Genomic DNA, 16,704 nt, shown 5'->3' on the forward strand with positions numbered 1-16,704 from the left:
CCTTGCGGCGGCACGTGGCGGTCACCTTGCGTGACCGGAACTGGACGGGGCCTGGGCGGGGAACGCGAAGCACCAAGGAGAAGCACCAAAGAAAAACGGACGCCGAAGCGTCCGTTTTTCTTTCAACCTGGTGGCCTGGGACGGAATCGAACCGCCGACACAAGGATTTTCAATCCTCTGCTCTACCGACTGAGCTACCGGGCCAAAGAAGCGAAACTATAACAGCGGGCATGGGACTGGTCAACCCCCTGCCGGCGCGAATCGTCGTCCTTACTGCTCGGCGGGCTCGGGCTTGTTGCGGCTCAGCTCGACGCCCAGTTGCTTGAGCTTGCGATACAGGTGGGTACGCTCGAGCCCCGTCTTCTCGGCCACGCGCGTCATGCTGCCGTGCTCGCGCAGCAGGTGGTATTCGAAATAGGCGCGCTCGAACATGTCGCGCGCCTCGCGCAGCGGCATGTCGAAGGAGAACTGCATTTCGGCCTCGGGTACGCGCTGCGGCGTGCCGTTGGCCGACACTTCCGTGGGCGCGGTCTCGGCGGCGCGCGCTGTGGGCTCGGCGGCCGGTGCAGCGGGCGCGGCGGCCGCGCGCGGACGTTCCTGGCCGCGTGCCAGGCCCTGCTCGACCGCGGACAGCAGCTTCTGCAGCGCGATCGGCTTTTCCAGGAAATTGAGCGCGCCGATCTTGGTCGCTTCCACCGCGGTATCGATGGTCGCGTGCCCGGACATCATGATCACGGGCATCGTCAGCTGGCCCTGCGAGGACCATTCCTTGAGCAGCGTCACACCGTCGGTGTCCGGCATCCAGATATCGAGCAGCACCAGGTCGGGCGTATTGCCGGCACGGTATTCACGGGCTTGTTGCGCGTTTTCGGCTACTTCGACTACATGGCCTTCGTCGCTGAGGATTTCCGAGAGCAGTTCACGGATACCCATTTCGTCGTCGACTACGAGGATGGTTGCCATACTTTCCTCTTAACCCCTCCGCGGCGTTCCGGGTCGGACCGCATCATCATGCATCACTATGCCAGCTTGGCGAACAGGATCGATATCTGGGCGCCGGCGACTTCGGTGCCCTCCATGCGGTTGCGCAGTTCGATGCGCGCCCCATGTTCGTCAATGATCTTCTTCACCATCGCAAGACCCAGACCCGTCCCCTTGGCCTTGGTCGTCACGTATGGCTCGAACGCGCGGCTCAGGATGCGCGGGGCGAACCCCGGACCATTGTCAGCGATGGTCAGCTTGACAGCCTGGCGGCTTTCGCCGGCAGGATCTTTGTATTCTACAGTCTCGGTGTGCAGAGCGATACAAGGCGCCGGACGGCCCGCCGCCAGGTTCTCCGCGACCGCATCCTGCGCATTCTGCAGCAGATTGTGTATCACCTGCCGAAGCTGGGTCGGATCGCCCTTGATGTCGGGCAGATCGTCGGCCAGCGACGGGTGAATCACGGGATGCTCGTGCAGGCCGGGATCGTCGATACCGTACAGATGCAGGACCTCGGCCACCAGCGCATTGAGCTGCAGCGTCTGCAGCATCGCCGGCGGCGTGCGGGCGTAATCGCGGAAATCGTCGACCATGCGCTTCATCGCCGCTACCTGGTTAACGATCGTGGTGGCCCCGCGCTTTAGCACGTCCGCGTCGATGCCTTCGAGCTTGGACGCGAGCTTCATCTGCAGCCGCTCGGCAGACAGCTGGATCGGCGTCAGCGGGTTCTTGATTTCATGCGCGAGGCGCCGGGCCACTTCGCCCCATGCGACCGACCGTTGAGCCGAAATCACATCGGAAATATCGTCGAACACGACCACATAGCCCGGCTCGGCATGATCGCTGACATGGTCGCCGCCCGGCAGCCGCGCGCCGCGTACCAACAGCGTCAGCGGCTGTTCCTCGTCGCCATGCGGCAGTTCGATCTGCTTCTGCCAGTGCGCGGCGCCGCCGAGCACCTCGCTGGTGCTCTGCTCGGAGAAGGCCTGCCGCACGATTTCGCCGAACGCCGCCATGCCGGGAATGGCCTCGACCGGATGCCCGATGGTGGGGCCGAGCGGCTGGCCGAAGATGCGTTCGGCACCGGGGTTGGCCGTCACCAGCGAGAAGCGCCGGTCCATCACGAGCACGCCGGCGGTCAGGTTCTGCAGCACGCTTTCGAGGAAGGCCTTCGATTGCTCGAGCGCGGCGCGATTCTGCTCGACGGCCAGGCGCGCCTCGGCCAGCTGGCGCGTCATCATGTTGAACTGCTGCGTCAGCATGCCCAGCTCATCGCGGCTCTTCAGTTCGCGCTTGGGCGACAGGTCGCCTTCGGCGACTTCCTTGGTCCCCTGCAGCAGCATCAGCAGCGGCCGCGCCAGCTGCCCGCCGAGCAGCAGCGCCAGCATCACCGCGATGAATACCGCGAGGAACAGCGTCAGCGTCAGCGTGCCGATATACATCTTGCGCAGGCCGGTGCGGCCCAGCGCCTTTTCCTGGTAGTCCTGGTAGGCGCGCTGGACTTCGTCGGCATTGCGCGCGAGCACGGCCGGGACCGGATGCACGATCTGCAGATAGCGTTCCTCGCGCACCGTATCGCCGATCAGGCCGAAGCCCGACGACGGATAGTCCTCGGCGCGCCGCTCCAGCGACAGGCCCGAGCCCGCCCAGCGGTCCTTGCCTGCGGGACGCTGCGCCGCGCCCAGCGACGCTTCGTCGGTCGGCGCCGCGGTGCCCAGCGGAATGATCACGCGCAGCCGGTACAGGTGATTGGCGTCGGCGCGCTCGGCTTGCGGATGGCCATCGCTGCCGCCGTCGGTGCCGGGATCGGTGCCGCCCTCGACCGCCGCGTAGCCGCCCGCGAGCCGCGCTTGTTCGACCAGCACGCCGGACGGCAGGCTCGGCACCAGCATCGCGTAATTGCTCGACGCGGACGCGATCACGCGCCCGCCGCCGGTGAAGATCGAAGCCTCCTGCACGCCGTACTGTTCGCGCAGCCGGTTCAGCTGCAGAGAGTTGGTGGGCTCGCTCGCGCTGATGATCTGGTCGCTCATCTGCCGGGCCTTGGCCTGCAGATCGGCCAGCGCGCTATCGATGGTCGAGCGGCCCAGATTCAGGCCCGCCTCGAGCGCGGTCTCGACACGCACGTCGAACCACGACTCGATGCTGCGCGAGACGAATTGCAGCGACACCAGATAGATCAGCACGCCCGGCAGCACGCCGACGATGCCGAAGAACAGCGCCAGCTTGGTCATCAGCCGCGTGCCGAACTTGCCGCGGCGATAGCGGACCCACAGCGCCACCGCGAGCGCGCCGATGATCAGCACCATCAGCACGCCGATCACCAGATTGATCTTGTACAGCAGCGTGAAATAGCGGTCGAAGAACTCGGTATTGGCGGACGCGGCGGCCAGCAGCACCACCAGCACCAGCGCCAGGAAGACGATGGTGCCGGCGACCACGCGGCTCAGCACCCGGCGCAGCCGGCTGTCGAGCACGCTGTTCAGCGGGGAGATCATGGTTCGGCGACCAGCGACGAGAGCGAGATCGGTGCCAGCATGCCGGCGACCGTGCGCGCGGACGCCGGCGAAGGCGGGCGGGCGTTGCCGATGCCGGGGGCCGAGGCCGGCGCGGGAGTGGGCGTGGAAGCGGGAGCCGTCGCACCGCCTGGCACACTACCCGGCGCACTACCGGGAACGCTGCCCGGGGCCGAACCGGGCGCGGACGGCGGCATCGAAGCCGGGCCCGAACCTTGTCCCGGTGCCGGCGCGGCCGGGGCCGCCGACGCGTTCGCGGGCGAGGCCGCTGGTCCGTTCGCCGGTGCTGGCGTCGGCGCGGCGGGCGAAGCAGGGGCAGCGGGCACGGGAGGGGGCGGCGGTGCCGGCGGTGCTTCGGCGACCGGCGTATAGGCAAAGCGCCGCCAGTCGGACGAGAGGTTCCAGTCGCGCGTATTGACCGCATTGATCTGGAACGGCTTGGGCAGTTGCGACAGGTCCAGCCGCATGCGGACCTCGGCCTGGTATGGCACGCCGAGCTTGACGTCGCCGCGCTCGAACACGCGCCAGCCACGCACCTGCTTGATGAAATCGAGCGCGCCCTTCAGGCGCATGAACGGCAGCTGCAGACCGCCGGTCGAGACCCGGTACTGCCGCGTCAGCGGATGGAACGTCAGCCGGACGCTGCGGCTGGTGCTGACCGGCTTCTCGTCGAACCAGTACCAGCGCGGTCGGCTCAGCTGGAAATCCACCGCGAAATACAAGGGGATGCCCTTGTGCAACGCGTCCTCCAATGCCGGCGACAGTTCGAAGTCGAAGGCGGCGTTCAGCTCGAAGCCGCCGTCGTGATATTCGACGCGCGCCTCGCGCACCTCGATATTTTGTGCCTGGCCGGCGCGCGGCGACAACGCGCCCGCGCAAAGGACCAGCACCATCAGCAGCAGCCAAGCCAGCCGGCGCAGCGCGGCCACGCCGATATCGGCATGGTTGGCTGCGGATCCGCACGCCTTGTCGTCATGGGCACGGAGGACGGACAAGCGAAGCGGTACGAGCATCGGATCAGAGGCGTTTCTGGAAGCGGGCGTAGAAGAAACCGTCGTGGTCCGACGGCAGGCCATCGTGGCTGCCGGTCCCGCCATCAGCCACGCCATTTGGGATGCTGCCGGGCAGCAGCTGGCCGGGCGCCTGCAATCGTATCGCATCTGGTAGCTGGGCACCAAACCAGCGCGCCTGCTCCTCGCCCTCCGTTGGGAAAATAGAACAAGTCACATACACCAGAATGCCGCCCGGTTTCAGCAGCGGCCACAGCTGCGAGACGATGCGGCGTTGCTCGTTGACGAGCTTGCCCAGATCGCTTTCGCGGCGCAGCCAGCGGATATCGGGATGGCGGCGCACGATGCCCGAGGCCGAACATGGAACATCGGCCAGGATGCGGTCGTATTGCTTGCCGTCCCACCATGCCTGCGGCCGGCTGGCGTCGCCGATCATGACCTGCGCACGCTGATGCAGCCGTGCGAGATTCTCGTCGATGCGCTGCGCGCGCACGGCATCGCTCTCGACCGCGGTCAGTTCCACGTCGGCCAGCTCGAGCAGATGGCCGGTCTTGCCGCCGGGCGCGGCGCAGGCATCGAGCACGCGCTGGCCATCGGCGATCTCGAGCAGTGGCGCGGCGAGCTGGGCGCCGGCGTCCTGCACCGAGACTTCGCCGCTGTCGAAGCCGGGTACCTGCGCCACCGGCAGCGCGCGCGCGAGGCGTACCGCCTGCGTGCCGACGCGCTGCGCGCCGATGCCCGCGGCGGCAAGCCGGGCGAGATAGTCGTCGAGCGACACGCGGGCGGTATTGACCCGCAGCGTCATCGGCGGGCGCTCGTTCGCGCTGGCGGCCAGCGCCTGCCAGCGGTCGGGATAGGCCTCGCGCAGCAGCCGCAGCCACCACGACGGCAGGTTCCAGCGCGCCTCTTCGTCGCGGCGCACTTCGGCCAGCAGCGCCTCGCGCTCGCGCAGGAAGCGCCGCAGTACCGCGTTGACCATGCCGCGCGCATGCGCGGACTTCGGATCGGAAGCGGCGGCGTTGACGGCCTGGTCCACCACGGTGAAGGCCGCATAACCGCCTTGCCCGCTGCCCTGCCCGCCGTCCTGTCCCGGTTCCTTGTCGCCTTCGATCAGCAGGGTCAGTGCAACCGCGAGCAGAGAATCGACCAGCGCGCCCGGCGGGCGCGACACCATGCGCGTGACCAGCGCACGCACGGTGCCGAACTCGCGCATGGTGCGATAGGCCAGGTCCTGCAGCGCGCCGCGCGCGCTCGCGTCCCGCGTGCGCTCGAGCCGGTACTGCGCACAGGCGGCGTCGATCGCTTGCGGCAGCGCGCTGCCTTCATTGACGCCACGCACCGCGGCCGCGGCGGCGAGCATCTGGAAGGCTAGGGAATCGGGAGGCAAACGCATGGATCGGACACCGTGAGGAAAAACGAACAAACAAGACGCGGCAATGCGCGCGGAAATGCAGGCGCGCGGAAATGCAGACGCGCGCAACTGCGGTCGAGGCGCGCTGCGCGAGGTCAACGCGCAGCGCCTGCGGGCATTGCGGAGGGTATCCGCGGCGATCGCGTGGACATCAAAAAGCCCGCCGGCTCGCAGGGGAGCACGGCGGGCAGTTTACCCTGTCGGCGCCGACCGACCGCTGTGGCGGCGGGCGCGCGGCTCCAGTCAGACCGGATAGGTACCGGTCTGCGCCATCTGCATCAGCCGCGCGACGCGCTCCTCGGTGGCAGGGTGCGTCGAGAACAGATTGGCGATGCCACCGCCCGACAGCGGGTTCAGGATCATCATCTGCGCGGTGGCCGGATGCTGCTCGGCCGCCTGGAACGGAATGCCGCGCGCATAGCGGTCGATCTTGTCCAGCGCCATCGCCAGCGCCTGCGGATCGCCGCTGATTTCGGCGCCCCCGCGGTCGGCCTCGAATTCGCGCGCCCGCGAAATCGCCATCTGGATCAGCGACGCGGCCAGCGGCGCCAGGATCGCCATCGCGATGCTGGCGATCGGGTTGGCCGGGCGGCCTTCCTCGTCCCGCCCGCCGAAGAACATCGCGAAGTTGGCCAGCGCGGCGATCGCACCGGCCATGGTGGCGGCGATCGTCGAGATCAGGATGTCGCGATGCTTGACGTGCGCGAGCTCGTGGGCCATCACGCCGCGCAGCTCGCGGTTGCTCAGCACGCGCAGGATGCCGGTGGTCGCGGCGACCGCGGCGTTCTCCGGATTGCGGCCGGTAGCGAAGGCGTTGGGCGCGTCCTCGTCGATCAGGTAGACGCGCGGCATCGGCAGGCCGGCGCGCTGCGCCAGTTCCTGCACCATGCCGTAGAACTGCGGGGCACTGGCCGCATCGACTTCCCGCGCGTTGTACATGCGCAGGACCATCTTGTCCGAGAACCAGTACGAGAAAAAATTCATGCCGAGCGCCATCAGCAGCGCGAACATCATGCCGCTGCGGCCGCCGATCATGCCTCCGATGACGATGAACAGCGCCGTGATGGCCGCCATCAGCATGAAGGTCTTGACCCAGTTGAACATTGCCGTGGTCTCCGTGGTAACGCCGCCGCGCGCCTGGCGCCCCCTGCTGGTCCGGCGGTATTGCCGGCAGATCGGGGCGCCCGCGCGCGTCGCGCGATGACGGTTAGATAGGGTCCGGAGCGCTAAATTCAATGCCGGCAAGGGCTTTTTGCCGGCGGCGGCGCTAGCGCTGCGTCATCGCCAGGCGCGCGCCCAGGCCGATGAAGGCCACGCCGATGACGCGGTCGAGCCAGCACTTGAGCCGCGGCGCTTGGCCGGCCCGCCGCGTCAGCGTGCCGGCCATCCACGCGACCGCCACGGTCCACACCGTCGACATCGCCACCATGATCGCGCCCAGCGCGAGGAAGGCCAGCGTCTGCTGACCGGCGCGCGGATCGACGAACTGCGGGATGAACGAAACGAAGAACAGGATCACCTTCGGGTTCAGCACGTTGGTCAGAAAGCCCTGCATGAACAGCGCGCGCAGGCCGCGGCGGTCGGCGGCGGCGGCCTGCACGGTAGCCTGCGCGCCGGATGCCGGCCTGCGCCAACTCGACCACAGCAGCTTCAAGCCCAGCCATGCCAGATAGGCGCCGCCCGCGTACTTGATCACCGTGAACGCCACCGGCGAGGCGGCCAGCACCGCGGTCAGCCCGAACGCGGTCGCCAGCGCATGCACGCAGCAGCCGGCGCTGACGCCGAGCGAGGACATCACGCCCGCGGCGCGGCCCTGCGCCACGCTGCGGCCGACGATATAGGCGGTATCCGGGCCGGGGGTCACGTTCAGCAGGAATACCGCGCCGATGAACAATGGCAGGTCGAGGATGCCCAGCATGATGGTCGGTCCTTGCGCAAATTCGATCGCCGAATTATGCCGGGTTATGCCGCACCGTCGAGGACCACGCAGCGCGTGCCGGCCGGCAGCGGCGTGCCCTGCAGGAAGGCCTGCGCGGAAAGGCGCCTGCCACCGGCCTTCTGCAGTTCGGTGATGCGCAGCGCGCCTTCGCCGCAGGCGATCACTACCCCGTTCGCGTCGGCGGCCAGCACCGTTCCCGCCGCCGCGTCGCCGTGCTCGGGCGCGCGTGCCAGCGGCTCGGCCTGCCAGCACTTGATCGCCGCGTCGCCGATCTGCACGCTCGCGCCGGGGAAGGGATTGAAGGCGCGAATCTGCCGGGCCAGCTCCACCGCGGGGCGGCGCAGATCGAGCCGCGCCTCGTCCTTGCCGATCTTCTCGGCATAGGTGATGCCATCGTCCGGCTGCGGCTCGGCCGGCAGCGCGACGTCGGCCGCCAGCCGGCGCAGGGCCTGCACGATCATGCGGCCGCCCAGCGCCGCGAGCGTGTCGTGCAGCGCGCCGGTGGTGGTGTCCTCGCCGATCGGTACCGCTTCGCGCGCGATCATCGCGCCGGTATCCAGGCCCTCGTCCATCTGCATCAGCGTGATGCCGGTCTGCGCGTCGCCCGCCTCGATGGCCCGGTGAATCGGCGCCGCACCGCGCCAGCGCGGCAGCAGCGAGGCGTGGATGTTCAGGCAGCCATGACGCGGCAGCGTCAGCACCTCGGCCGGCAGGATCAGGCCGTAGGCGGCGACGACCATCACATCGGGCGTCTGCGCGGCCAGCGCGTCGATCGCGGCGACCGCCTCGTCGGGATACTTGCCATGGCGGCGCAGCGAGCGCGGCTGCAGGATCGGACCGAGCCCCTGGGCCAGCGCATGCTGCTTGACCGGGCTGGCCTGCAGCTGCATGCCGCGTCCCGCCGGCCGGTCCGGCTGCGTCAGCACCGCGGCCACCGGAAAGCCGGCCTCGACGATGGCAGCGAGCGCGACGCGCGCGAATTCGGGCGTGCCGGCAAAGGCGACGCGCAGAGGGGCGGGGCTGGTCATGGAACGCTCCGGCTGGACGGTTGGGCCCGGGTTCGGCTTTGACTGGGCTCTGAAGGCAACACCGGCCGCGAAGGCGGCCGGTGCGGGGACTGCAAGCGAGGCATCAGCATAGCAAACCCGCTGCCGCGGGCTGCCGCTGGCTCGCGCACGGTTACATGCGAGTGCGCGCGCGCTTCTGCAGCTTGGACTTGATGCGGTTCAGCTTCAGCGGCGACAGGTATTCGACGAAGACCTTGCCCTTCAGGTGGTCCATCTCGTGCTGGATGCAGACCGCCAGCAGATCGTCGGCCTCGAGCTCGAACGTCTCGCCGTCCTCGTTCAGCGCGCGCACGCGCACACGGTCCGGACGCTCGACGCGGTCGTAGACCTCGGGCACCGACAGGCAGCCCTCTTCCCAGACTTTGCGGTTGTCGCTGGCCCAGACGATCTCGGGATTGATGAAGACGCGCAGCTCGTCGCGGGTCTCCGAGATGTCGATCACGATGACCTGCTCGTGCACGTCGACCTGGGTCGCCGCCAGGCCGATGCCGGGGGCTTCGTACATGGTTTCCGCCATGTCCTTGACCAGTTGGCGGATGCGGTCGTCGACCTGCGCGACGGGCTTGGCCACGATGTGCAGGCGAGGATCCGGGTAGGTGAGGATGTCGAGTTTGGCCATGGTGCTGATGCGCGACGCCGTGTTCGTCGTGGCTTGCCGCTGCTGCCGATTGGGCCGTTGTCGCATTGTCGCGGCAGGGCCCATGTCAGCAAAATCGGGGCGCGAACGGAAAAAATCAAGGCGCGCCGGCGGTCGCTGCGCGCTTTGGGAGTACCCCAAGGGGTCAATCCGGCCAAGGCAATCCGACCGGCTCAACAAAGTGCGCGATCTTACCAAAGAACCTCGGGCAGCGCCGCGATGGCGGCAGTGTTGGCCATGGCGGCCGTGGCGCCGCCTGGCGCTGGCGGCTGCCGCGCTGACGGCGGCCCTGCCCTGTGGCGCCGGCCCCACCATCGTTGCGCTTGCGGATGGGCGGCAGTTCGGCGCCGCCGGCGATCTTGCTTATGTGCTTGATATGCCGCTTGATGCCTCGGTGGGCAGTCGCTGGCAGGTGTGCGCGCCATCCGGCGCGCATCCGGAAGACGTGCGACGCGGCGTGGCCACGCCACCGCAGCGGCACGATACGCCGGCGCAGATTCTGGGTACGGTCGAAGTGGTGTCGCCACCTCGAGCGCCGGGCGCTATTGCGATCGTCACCGTGGTGACATCCGTTCGCGAGGTGACGCCGGGCAGTGTTCTGGTGCCCTTGCCGGCTGCGCCGCCCGAAGTCGAATAGACAGCCTTATCGAACCCGCCCCATGCCCGAACTGCGCTCCGCTACCGATGGCCGCCCCGCTGCGATCGACCCGGGCGAGGTCGCGGCCTGGCTGCGTCTGGAAGCGGTGCCGGGACTCGGCCGCCGCACCGCGCGGCTGCTGCTGGACAAGTTCGGCCTGCCGCAACAGGTGCTGTCGGCCGGGGAAGCGCGGCTCGCCCGGCGGCTGCCATTGCCCGTGGCCCGCGCGGTGGCGGCGCCACCGGATCCGGCCCTGTCGGCGCGGATCGCGCGCACGCTAGCGTGGCTGCGCGAACCCGGCCACCACCTGCTGACGCTGGCCGACCCCGGCTATCCGCGTGCGCTGCTGGACCTGGGCGACCCGCCGCTGATGCTGTACGCCCAGGGCCGGCTGGAAAGCCTGCGCGGTCCGGCGCTGGCGGTGGTCGGCGCGCGCAGCGCCACCGTGCAGGGCGGGCGGGACGCGCAGATGTTTGCGTCGGCGTTCTCGGCCGCGGGGATCGCGGTCGTGTCCGGCCTTGCGCTCGGCATCGACGCGGCCGCGCATGCCGGCGGACTCGGCGGTCCGGGCGGCACCATCGCGGTGGTCGGGACCGGCCTGGACCGCTGCTATCCCGCTTCACACCGGGCACTGGCTCAGCGGATCGCGGCCGAGGGGCTGCTGCTCAGCGAGCTGCCGCTGGGCACGCCGGCCCGCAGCCAGCATTTCCCGCAGCGCAACCGGCTGATCGCGGCGCTGGCCCGCGGCGTGCTGGTGGTCGAGGCGGCGCTGCGCTCGGGCTCGCTGATCACCGCGCGGCTGGCGGCCGACCTCGGCCGCGAGGTGTTCGCGGTGCCCGGCTCGATCCACGCGCCGCTGGCGGCGGGTTGCCATCGGCTGATCCAGCAGGGCGCCAAGCTGGTGGAGTGTCCGCAAGATGTGTTCGACGAACTGGGGCTGGTCAAAGGCTCACGCGCCGTCGCCAGGCCCGGCGCGATGGCGTGCGGGACGATGGGCGAGCTCCCGTGCGGCCGCACCGATGCGCTGGGCACCGCGCTGGCGTACGATCCGGTCGATCCCGATACGCTGTGCGCCCGTACCGGGCTGCCGCCCGAGGCCGTCACCGCTGCACTGCTGGAACTGGAATTCGCCGGCGCGGTCGAGCGGATGCCGGGCAATCTGTACCGGCGTCTGACCTAGCCGCCGGAGCCGCGCGGCACGGCGGACGGCCGGAGTCGTTACAATCGCCGTTCCCCGTGCCTGACCGGATGCTCGATCAAGCGCACGCAAGGCTCATGTCTGGATCACCGATGGCCGTTTACTTTCCCGAACGCGATGCGGCCGCGATCGCCGCGGCGCTGCGGGCACATCCCGAGGGTCGCCTGGTGGCGTGCCTTTGCGCCGAGTGGTGCGGCACCTGCCGCGACTATCTGACGGTCTGGCGCGAACAGGCGGCGCGCCATCCGGACGACTGCTTCGTCTGGGTTGATATCGAGACCCATGCCGACGCATTGGGCGATATCGATATCGAGAACTTCCCGACCGTGCTGGTGCAGGATGCCGCCGGCGGGGCGCCGCAGTTCTATGGCACCTTGCTGCCCCATGCCGACACGCTGGCCCGCTTGCTGGGCCGCGGCGCGGCCATGCCGGCCGGCGCAGAAGCGCCGCCGGATCTGCTCGGCTGGTTGAATCCTGACGGATCCGGCCGGTCACAGCAGGGAGAAAGCGGCGTTTGAAGCTCGCCGGGGCCGGGTCTGAACGAGGCGGGAGCCTAGTCCCGGCCCACGATAAGGCGCGAAGGCGGCGATGGAACTCGCCTTGCACCGTTGTCAATACCCCGCTTATTATTGGCGCCTCATGGCCCCCCCGGGGGCCCAAGTGCGCTGTTTACATATTAGTGCTGTGCCAAACGCGGTCCGCCAAGGGGCGGCCGGCAAGGATTCCCACCCATGTCCAAAGCTCTCATCATCGCGGAAAAGCCATCGGTCGCGGCCGATATTGCCCGTGCGCTCGGGGGCTTTACCAAGCATGACGAGTATTACGAGAGCGACGATTATGTGCTCTCGTCCGCCGTCGGCCACCTGGTGGAAATTGCCGCGCCGGACGAATACGAAGTCAAGCGCGGCAAATGGAGCTTCGCCAACCTGCCGGTCATCCCGCCGCACTTCGACCTGCGTCCGATCGCCAAGACCGAATCGCGGCTGAAGGTGCTGAACCGGCTGATCAAGCGCAAGGACGTCACCCGCCTGATCAACGCCTGTGACGCGGGGCGCGAGGGCGAGCTGATCTTCCGGCTGATCGTGCAGCAGGCCAAGGCCAGGCAGCCGGTGCAGCGGCTGTGGCTGCAGTCGATGACGCCGCAGGCGATCCGTGACGGCTTCGCCAGCCTGCGCGAGGACGCCGAGATGCTGCCGCTGGCCGACGCCGCGCGCTGCCGCTCGGAGGCCGACTGGCTGGTCGGCATCAACGGCACCCGCGCGATGACCGCCTTCAACAGCAAGGGCGGCGGTTTCTTCCTGACCACGGTGGGCCGGGTGCAGACGCCGACGCTGTCGATCGTGGTCGAGCGCGAGGAGAAGATCAAACACTTCGTGCCGCGCGACTACTGGGAAGTGCGCGCCGAATTCATCGCCGCGGCCGGGCTGTACGAAGGCCGCTGGTTCGATCCGAAGTTCAAGAAGAACGAGTTCGATCCCGAGGCGCGCGAGTCGCGGCTGTGGAGCGAGGCCGAGGCCAAGAGCATCGTCGCGGCCTGCCGCGACAAGCCGGGCACGGTCTCCGAGGAGTCCAGGCCGTCGACCCAGCTGTCGCCGGCGCTGTTCGACCTGACCAGCCTGCAGCGCGAGGCCAACTCGCGCTTCGGCTTCTCGGCCAAGAACACGCTGGGCCTGGCGCAGGCGCTGTATGAAAAGCACAAGGTGCTGACCTACCCGCGTACCGATTCGCGCGCGCTGCCCGAGGACTACATGGGCACGGTCAAGGAAACGCTGGACATGCTGGCGGACAGTTCGCCGAACTACCTGACGCATGCGAAGAAGATCCTGAGCAGCGGCTGGGTCAAGCCGAACAAGCGGATCTTCGACAACAGCAAGATCAGCGACCACTTTGCCATCATCCCGACGCTGCAGGCGCCGAAGAACCTGTCCGAGCCGGAGCAGAAGCTGTACGACCTGGTGGTGCGCCGCTTCCTGTCGGTGTTCTTCCCGGCCGCCGAATACCAGGTGACCACGCGCATCACCGAGGTCGCCGGCCACCACTTCAAGACCGAAGGCAAGGTGCTGGTCAATCCGGGCTGGCTGGTGGTCTACGGCCGCGAGGCTCAGGGCGACGACGCCAACCTGGTGCCGGTGGCCAAGGACGAGAAGGTCCGCACCGACAAGGTCGAGCCGGTCGGGCTGACCACCAAGCCGCCGGCGCGCTACAACGAAGCGACGCTGCTGTCGGCGATGGAAGGCGCCGGCAAGCTGGTCGACGACGACGCGCTGCGCGAGGCGATGGCGGGCAAGGGGCTGGGCACGCCGGCCACGCGCGCGGCCATCATCGAAGGACTGCTGACCGAGAAATACCTGGTGCGCGAGGGCCGTGAACTGATTCCGACCGCCAAGGCGTTCCAGCTGATGACGCTGCTGCGCGGCCTGGGCGTCGAGGAACTGACGCAGGCCGAGCTGACCGGCGAGTGGGAACACAAGCTGGCGCAGATCGAGCGCGGCCGGCTCAAGCGCGACGAGTTCATGCGCGAGATCGCGCAGATGACGCAGCAGATCGTCAAGCGCGCCAAGGAATACGACAGCGACACCATCCCCGGCGACTACGCGACGCTGCAGACGCCGTGTCCGCAGTGCGGCGGCCAGGTCAAGGAGAACTACCGGCGCTTCGCCTGCACGGCCTGCGAGTTCTCGATCAGCAAGATCCCGGGCGGCCGGCAGTTCGAGATCGACGAGGTCGAGACGCTGCTGCGCGACAAGGAAATCGGGCCGCTGCAGGGCTTCCGCAGCAAGATGGGCCGCCCGTTCGCCGCGATCCTGAAGCTCGCGCGCGACGACGACGGCAACTACAAGATGGAGTTCGACTTCGGCCAGAACGAGGACGACAACGACGGCGAACCGGTCGACTTCAGCGGCCAGGAGCCGGTCGGCACCTGCCCGAAGTGCAGCGGCTCGGTGTTCGAGCACGGCATGAAGTATGTCTGCGAGAACGCGGTCGGGTCGCCCAAGTCGTGCGACTTCACCACCGGCAAGATCATCCTGCAGCAGGAGATCTCGCGCGAGCAGATCGGCAAGCTGCTCGGCCAGGGCCGCACGGACCTGCTGACTGGCTTCAAGTCCTCGCGTACCGGCCGCAACTTCAAGGCCTATCTGGTCAAGCAGCCGGACGGCAAGATCGGCTTCGAATTCGAGGCGCGCGAGCCGAAGGCGGGCGCGAAGACAGCGGGCGTGAAGACAGCGGGCGCCAAGACGGCCGCCGCCAAGACGCCAGCCAAGTCGGCAGCCAGGACGGCGGCCAAGTCGTCAGCCAATACGGCAGCCGAAGCCGGCGCGTCGGCCGGCAAGCCGGCAAGCAAGACCGCCGCCAAGGTCGCGGCCAAGGCGGCCAGCAAGACTCCCGCCCGGAAGACCGCTCGCGCCAAGACGACGGCCAGCGCCAACGAATAAGCCGCGGCATCCGAGGCCCCGCACGCGGGCCTCGGTCTTTCGGCGTGCTCGCCGGTTGTTCCGGGTTTGTCCTCGTTCTTCTTCGATCTTCGGCTAGTTCGCCGCCTGACTGCCCGCACCGGTCACCGCGGCGGTGTCCACCGGCCCGCCCGCTCCGTCCGCACTCTTCTTCTTCCCCTCTTCCAGCAGGAAGTCGATGAAGGCCCGCGCCTTGGTCGGCAGGAACTTGCGGCTCGGATAGACCACGCTGATGTCGCGGCGCGGCAGCTGGTATTGCGGCAGGATGTGCTCGAGCAGGCCGGCTTCGATACTGGGCCGGGCCAGATACGACGACAGCATCGCGATGCCGAGGTTGGCCAGCGCTGCCTGGTGTGCCAGTTCGGCATTGCTGCAGACCATGCCGGGCCGGATCGGCACGGTCACCTCGCCTTCCGGACCCGACAACGTCCAGGCGTGTTCGGCATTGGTCAGACGCATCGCGATGCAGCGGTGCTGCGTCAGTTCATGGGCATGGCGCAGCGGCGCGTGGGCGCGCAGATAGCCGGGCGACGCGCACAGGATCACCTCGGCGGACAGCAGCGGGCGCGCCACCAGATGCGAGCCCAGACCGAGGTCGGACAACACGATGCCGACGTCGCGGCCCTCCTCGACGATATCGATGCTGCGGTCCGACAACAGCACATCGAACACCACGTCGGGATACATCTGCTGAAAGCGCGCCAGCATGTCGGGCAGCAAATGTAGGCCAAACATCACAGGCGTGACGATCCGCAAGGTACCCGACAGCGACTGGCTGCGCGCGGTCACCACCGATTCGGCTTCCTCGACGTCCTCCAGGATCTGCTGGCAGCGCTGCAGATAGGTCTCGCCGGCATCGGTCAGCGACAGGCTGCGGGTGGTCCGGTTCAGCAGCCGCGTACCCAGATGGCTCTCCAGGTCCGCGACATAGCGGGTCACCACCGCGTTGGACATCTCCAGTTGCTGCGCCGCACGGGCGAAGCTGCCAAGTTCGACGACCTTGGCGAACACGCGCATCGATTGCAGCCGATCCATTGCACAGTCTCCCTTTTTTCTTCCCCATTTTTCCACAGCTTGGGGTTTTTGTTGTTCTTTATAGAACTAATCATTGTGTGCGGTAATGTTTATTCATATAAGGGAAATGCCTAATATGCAGCCATCGGATGCCGCACTGCAGCGAAATCCCGCCGCGGCGGACGTCCTCCCGAACAGAAAAAAGGACACATCATGACGATCTCCCGCTTTGCCCTGACCGCCGCCGCCACCGCCCTCGTCGCCACGCTGACCGCCGCTCCCGCGTTCGCCAAGGCCGGCAAGTTCGATCCGTACACCGACGGCGCCAAGGCCGGCCAATTCGACGTGTTCAGCGAAGGTGCCCGCCAAGGCAAGTTTGACGTCTTCACCGAAGGCGCTCGCCAGGGCAAGTTCGACGTGTTCACCGAAGGCGCCCGCCAAGGCGAATTCGACGTCTTCACCGAAGGCGCCGCGCGCTAAGTCTGCCTCCCCCTGGACCGCTTCCCCGGCGGTCCCTCGATGCCCGTGCTTCGGCACGGGCATCGTCGTTTACGGCGTGCGAACCTGTCGCCCCCGCGAAAGCGGGGGCCCAGCGTCTTGGTGCGCATGCAAAGCCGCTGGGTCCCCGCCTGCGCGGGGACGACAACAGCAGGCAATCCGCCGCAAACAAAACGGGCCGCTTGCGCGGCCCGTCGAACTTGCTGTCAGGGTGCTGCCCCGCTCGAACGCAATCTGGCCACCGTTGGCGCCGAGGCGATCGCCGGCGTGCCGGTGCCGCTGCGCGACCTGTGGAACCCGGCAACGTGCCCGCCGGCGTTGCTGCCTTTCCTCGCCTGGGCCTT

15 protein-coding genes and 1 tRNA gene are annotated in these 16,704 nt (G+C 68.1%); 6 read left to right on the plus strand and 10 right to left on the minus strand.

Going from position 1 to position 16,704, the window contains the following annotated elements:
- Positions 1-128: 128 nt before the first annotated feature.
- The 9 genes from LRR16_RS14090 to def all read right to left on the minus strand — a co-directional run bounded on the left by LRR16_RS14090 (position 129) and on the right by def (position 9,543).
- A tRNA-Phe gene (locus LRR16_RS14090) sits at positions 129-204 on the minus strand.
- Positions 205-270: 66 nt separating this feature from the next.
- Positions 271-963 (minus strand): response regulator, encoded by a 693-nt coding sequence (locus LRR16_RS14095; protein WP_006578780.1) that lies wholly within the window; start codon positions 961-963, stop codon positions 271-273.
- Between the two features lie 56 nt (positions 964-1,019).
- Positions 1,020-3,479: a PAS domain-containing sensor histidine kinase gene (locus LRR16_RS14100; RefSeq protein ID WP_232206290.1), complete on the minus strand. Its 2,460-nt coding sequence runs from the start codon at positions 3,477-3,479 to the stop codon at positions 1,020-1,022.
- The gene (locus LRR16_RS24505; protein ID WP_370646810.1) at positions 3,476-4,492 is read right to left on the minus strand and encodes a DUF4390 domain-containing protein; all 1,017 of its coding nucleotides are present in this window, start codon (positions 4,490-4,492) and stop codon (positions 3,476-3,478) included. The genes LRR16_RS14100 and LRR16_RS24505 overlap by 4 nt, the downstream gene beginning before the upstream one ends.
- Positions 4,493-4,514: 22 nt before the next feature.
- Positions 4,515-5,900 carry a 16S rRNA (cytosine(967)-C(5))-methyltransferase RsmB gene (rsmB, locus tag LRR16_RS14110; protein WP_232206291.1) on the minus strand — a complete coding sequence of 462 codons (1,386 nt, stop codon included), beginning with the start codon at positions 5,898-5,900 and terminating at the stop codon, positions 4,515-4,517.
- A 261-nt stretch (positions 5,901-6,161) separates the two neighbouring features.
- Positions 6,162-7,022, minus strand: coding sequence for a zinc metalloprotease HtpX (htpX, locus tag LRR16_RS14115; protein WP_006579767.1), 861 nt, complete (start codon positions 7,020-7,022; stop codon positions 6,162-6,164).
- Between the two features lie 163 nt (positions 7,023-7,185).
- Complete coding sequence (locus tag LRR16_RS14120; RefSeq protein WP_006579766.1) at positions 7,186-7,836, minus strand: LysE family translocator; 651 nt, start codon at positions 7,834-7,836, stop codon at positions 7,186-7,188.
- Positions 7,837-7,880: 44 nt separating this feature from the next.
- Entirely contained in the window at positions 7,881-8,885 is a 1,005-nt protein-coding gene (gene fmt, locus LRR16_RS14125) for a methionyl-tRNA formyltransferase (protein WP_232206292.1), read from the minus strand.
- 151 nt (positions 8,886-9,036) lie between these two features.
- Positions 9,037-9,543 carry a peptide deformylase gene (def, locus tag LRR16_RS14130; protein WP_064575113.1) on the minus strand — a complete coding sequence of 169 codons (507 nt, stop codon included), beginning with the start codon at positions 9,541-9,543 and terminating at the stop codon, positions 9,037-9,039.
- Between def and LRR16_RS14135 the strand changes: the two genes are divergently transcribed.
- The 4 genes from LRR16_RS14135 (at position 9,542) to LRR16_RS14150 (ending at position 14,830) form a co-directional block, all read left to right on the plus strand.
- Positions 9,542-10,198 (plus strand): hypothetical protein, encoded by a 657-nt coding sequence (locus LRR16_RS14135; protein ID WP_232206293.1) that lies wholly within the window; start codon positions 9,542-9,544, stop codon positions 10,196-10,198. The two genes, def and LRR16_RS14135, sit on opposite strands and share 2 nt — an antisense overlap.
- A gap of 22 nt (positions 10,199-10,220) precedes the next feature.
- The gene (gene dprA, locus LRR16_RS14140; protein WP_232206294.1) at positions 10,221-11,378 is read left to right on the plus strand and encodes a DNA-processing protein DprA; all 1,158 of its coding nucleotides are present in this window, start codon (positions 10,221-10,223) and stop codon (positions 11,376-11,378) included.
- 110 nt (positions 11,379-11,488) lie between these two features.
- Positions 11,489-11,914, plus strand: a complete 426-nt coding sequence (locus tag LRR16_RS14145) for a thioredoxin family protein (protein WP_006579762.1) — start codon at positions 11,489-11,491, stop codon at positions 11,912-11,914.
- 213 nt (positions 11,915-12,127) lie between these two features.
- On the plus strand, positions 12,128-14,830 hold the full coding sequence (locus LRR16_RS14150; protein ID WP_232206295.1) for a DNA topoisomerase III: 2,703 nt from the start codon (positions 12,128-12,130) through the stop codon (positions 14,828-14,830).
- A gap of 93 nt (positions 14,831-14,923) precedes the next feature.
- Here LRR16_RS14150 and LRR16_RS14155 read toward each other — a convergent pair whose 3' ends face one another.
- Entirely contained in the window at positions 14,924-15,883 is a 960-nt protein-coding gene (locus LRR16_RS14155; RefSeq protein ID WP_006579761.1) for a LysR family transcriptional regulator, read from the minus strand.
- Positions 15,884-16,075: 192 nt separating this feature from the next.
- On the opposite strand from LRR16_RS14155, the gene LRR16_RS14160 reads away from it, so the two are divergent.
- Both LRR16_RS14160 and LRR16_RS14165 read left to right on the plus strand, forming a co-directional pair.
- A complete protein-coding gene (locus LRR16_RS14160; protein WP_006579760.1) occupies positions 16,076-16,342 on the plus strand; it encodes a hypothetical protein in 267 nt (88 codons plus the stop codon).
- Between the two features lie 126 nt (positions 16,343-16,468).
- The coding region (locus tag LRR16_RS14165; protein WP_232206296.1) for a phage tail protein I at positions 16,469-16,704 on the plus strand (236 nt) is incomplete at its 3' end.

The organism is Cupriavidus sp. UGS-1 (assembly GCF_021213615.1).
Taxonomy (GTDB): Bacteria; Pseudomonadota; Gammaproteobacteria; order Burkholderiales; family Burkholderiaceae; genus Cupriavidus.

Bases quoted from the DNA above. Each gene is read 5' to 3' on its own strand.
- LRR16_RS14095 (WP_006578780.1), bottom strand. From the start codon at position 963: ATGGCAACCATCCTCGTAGTCGACGACGAAATGGGTATCCGTGAACTG.
- LRR16_RS14100 (WP_232206290.1), bottom strand. From the start codon at position 3,479: ATGATCTCCCCGCTGAACAGCGTGCTCGACAGCCGGCTGCGCCGGGTG.
- rsmB (WP_232206291.1), bottom strand. From the start codon at position 5,900: ATGCGTTTGCCTCCCGATTCCCTAGCCTTCCAGATGCTCGCCGCCGCG.
- htpX (WP_006579767.1), bottom strand. From the start codon at position 7,022: ATGTTCAACTGGGTCAAGACCTTCATGCTGATGGCGGCCATCACGGCG.
- LRR16_RS14120 (WP_006579766.1), bottom strand. From the start codon at position 7,836: ATGCTGGGCATCCTCGACCTGCCATTGTTCATCGGCGCGGTATTCCTG.
- fmt (WP_232206292.1), bottom strand. From the start codon at position 8,885: ATGACCAGCCCCGCCCCTCTGCGCGTCGCCTTTGCCGGCACGCCCGAA.
- LRR16_RS14135 (WP_232206293.1), top strand. From the start codon at position 9,542: ATGGTGCTGATGCGCGACGCCGTGTTCGTCGTGGCTTGCCGCTGCTGC.
- def (WP_064575113.1), bottom strand. From the start codon at position 9,543: ATGGCCAAACTCGACATCCTCACCTACCCGGATCCTCGCCTGCACATC.
- dprA (WP_232206294.1), top strand. From the start codon at position 10,221: ATGCCCGAACTGCGCTCCGCTACCGATGGCCGCCCCGCTGCGATCGAC.
- LRR16_RS14145 (WP_006579762.1), top strand. From the start codon at position 11,489: ATGGCCGTTTACTTTCCCGAACGCGATGCGGCCGCGATCGCCGCGGCG.
- LRR16_RS14150 (WP_232206295.1), top strand. From the start codon at position 12,128: ATGTCCAAAGCTCTCATCATCGCGGAAAAGCCATCGGTCGCGGCCGAT.
- LRR16_RS14155 (WP_006579761.1), bottom strand. From the start codon at position 15,883: ATGGATCGGCTGCAATCGATGCGCGTGTTCGCCAAGGTCGTCGAACTT.
- LRR16_RS14160 (WP_006579760.1), top strand. From the start codon at position 16,076: ATGACGATCTCCCGCTTTGCCCTGACCGCCGCCGCCACCGCCCTCGTC.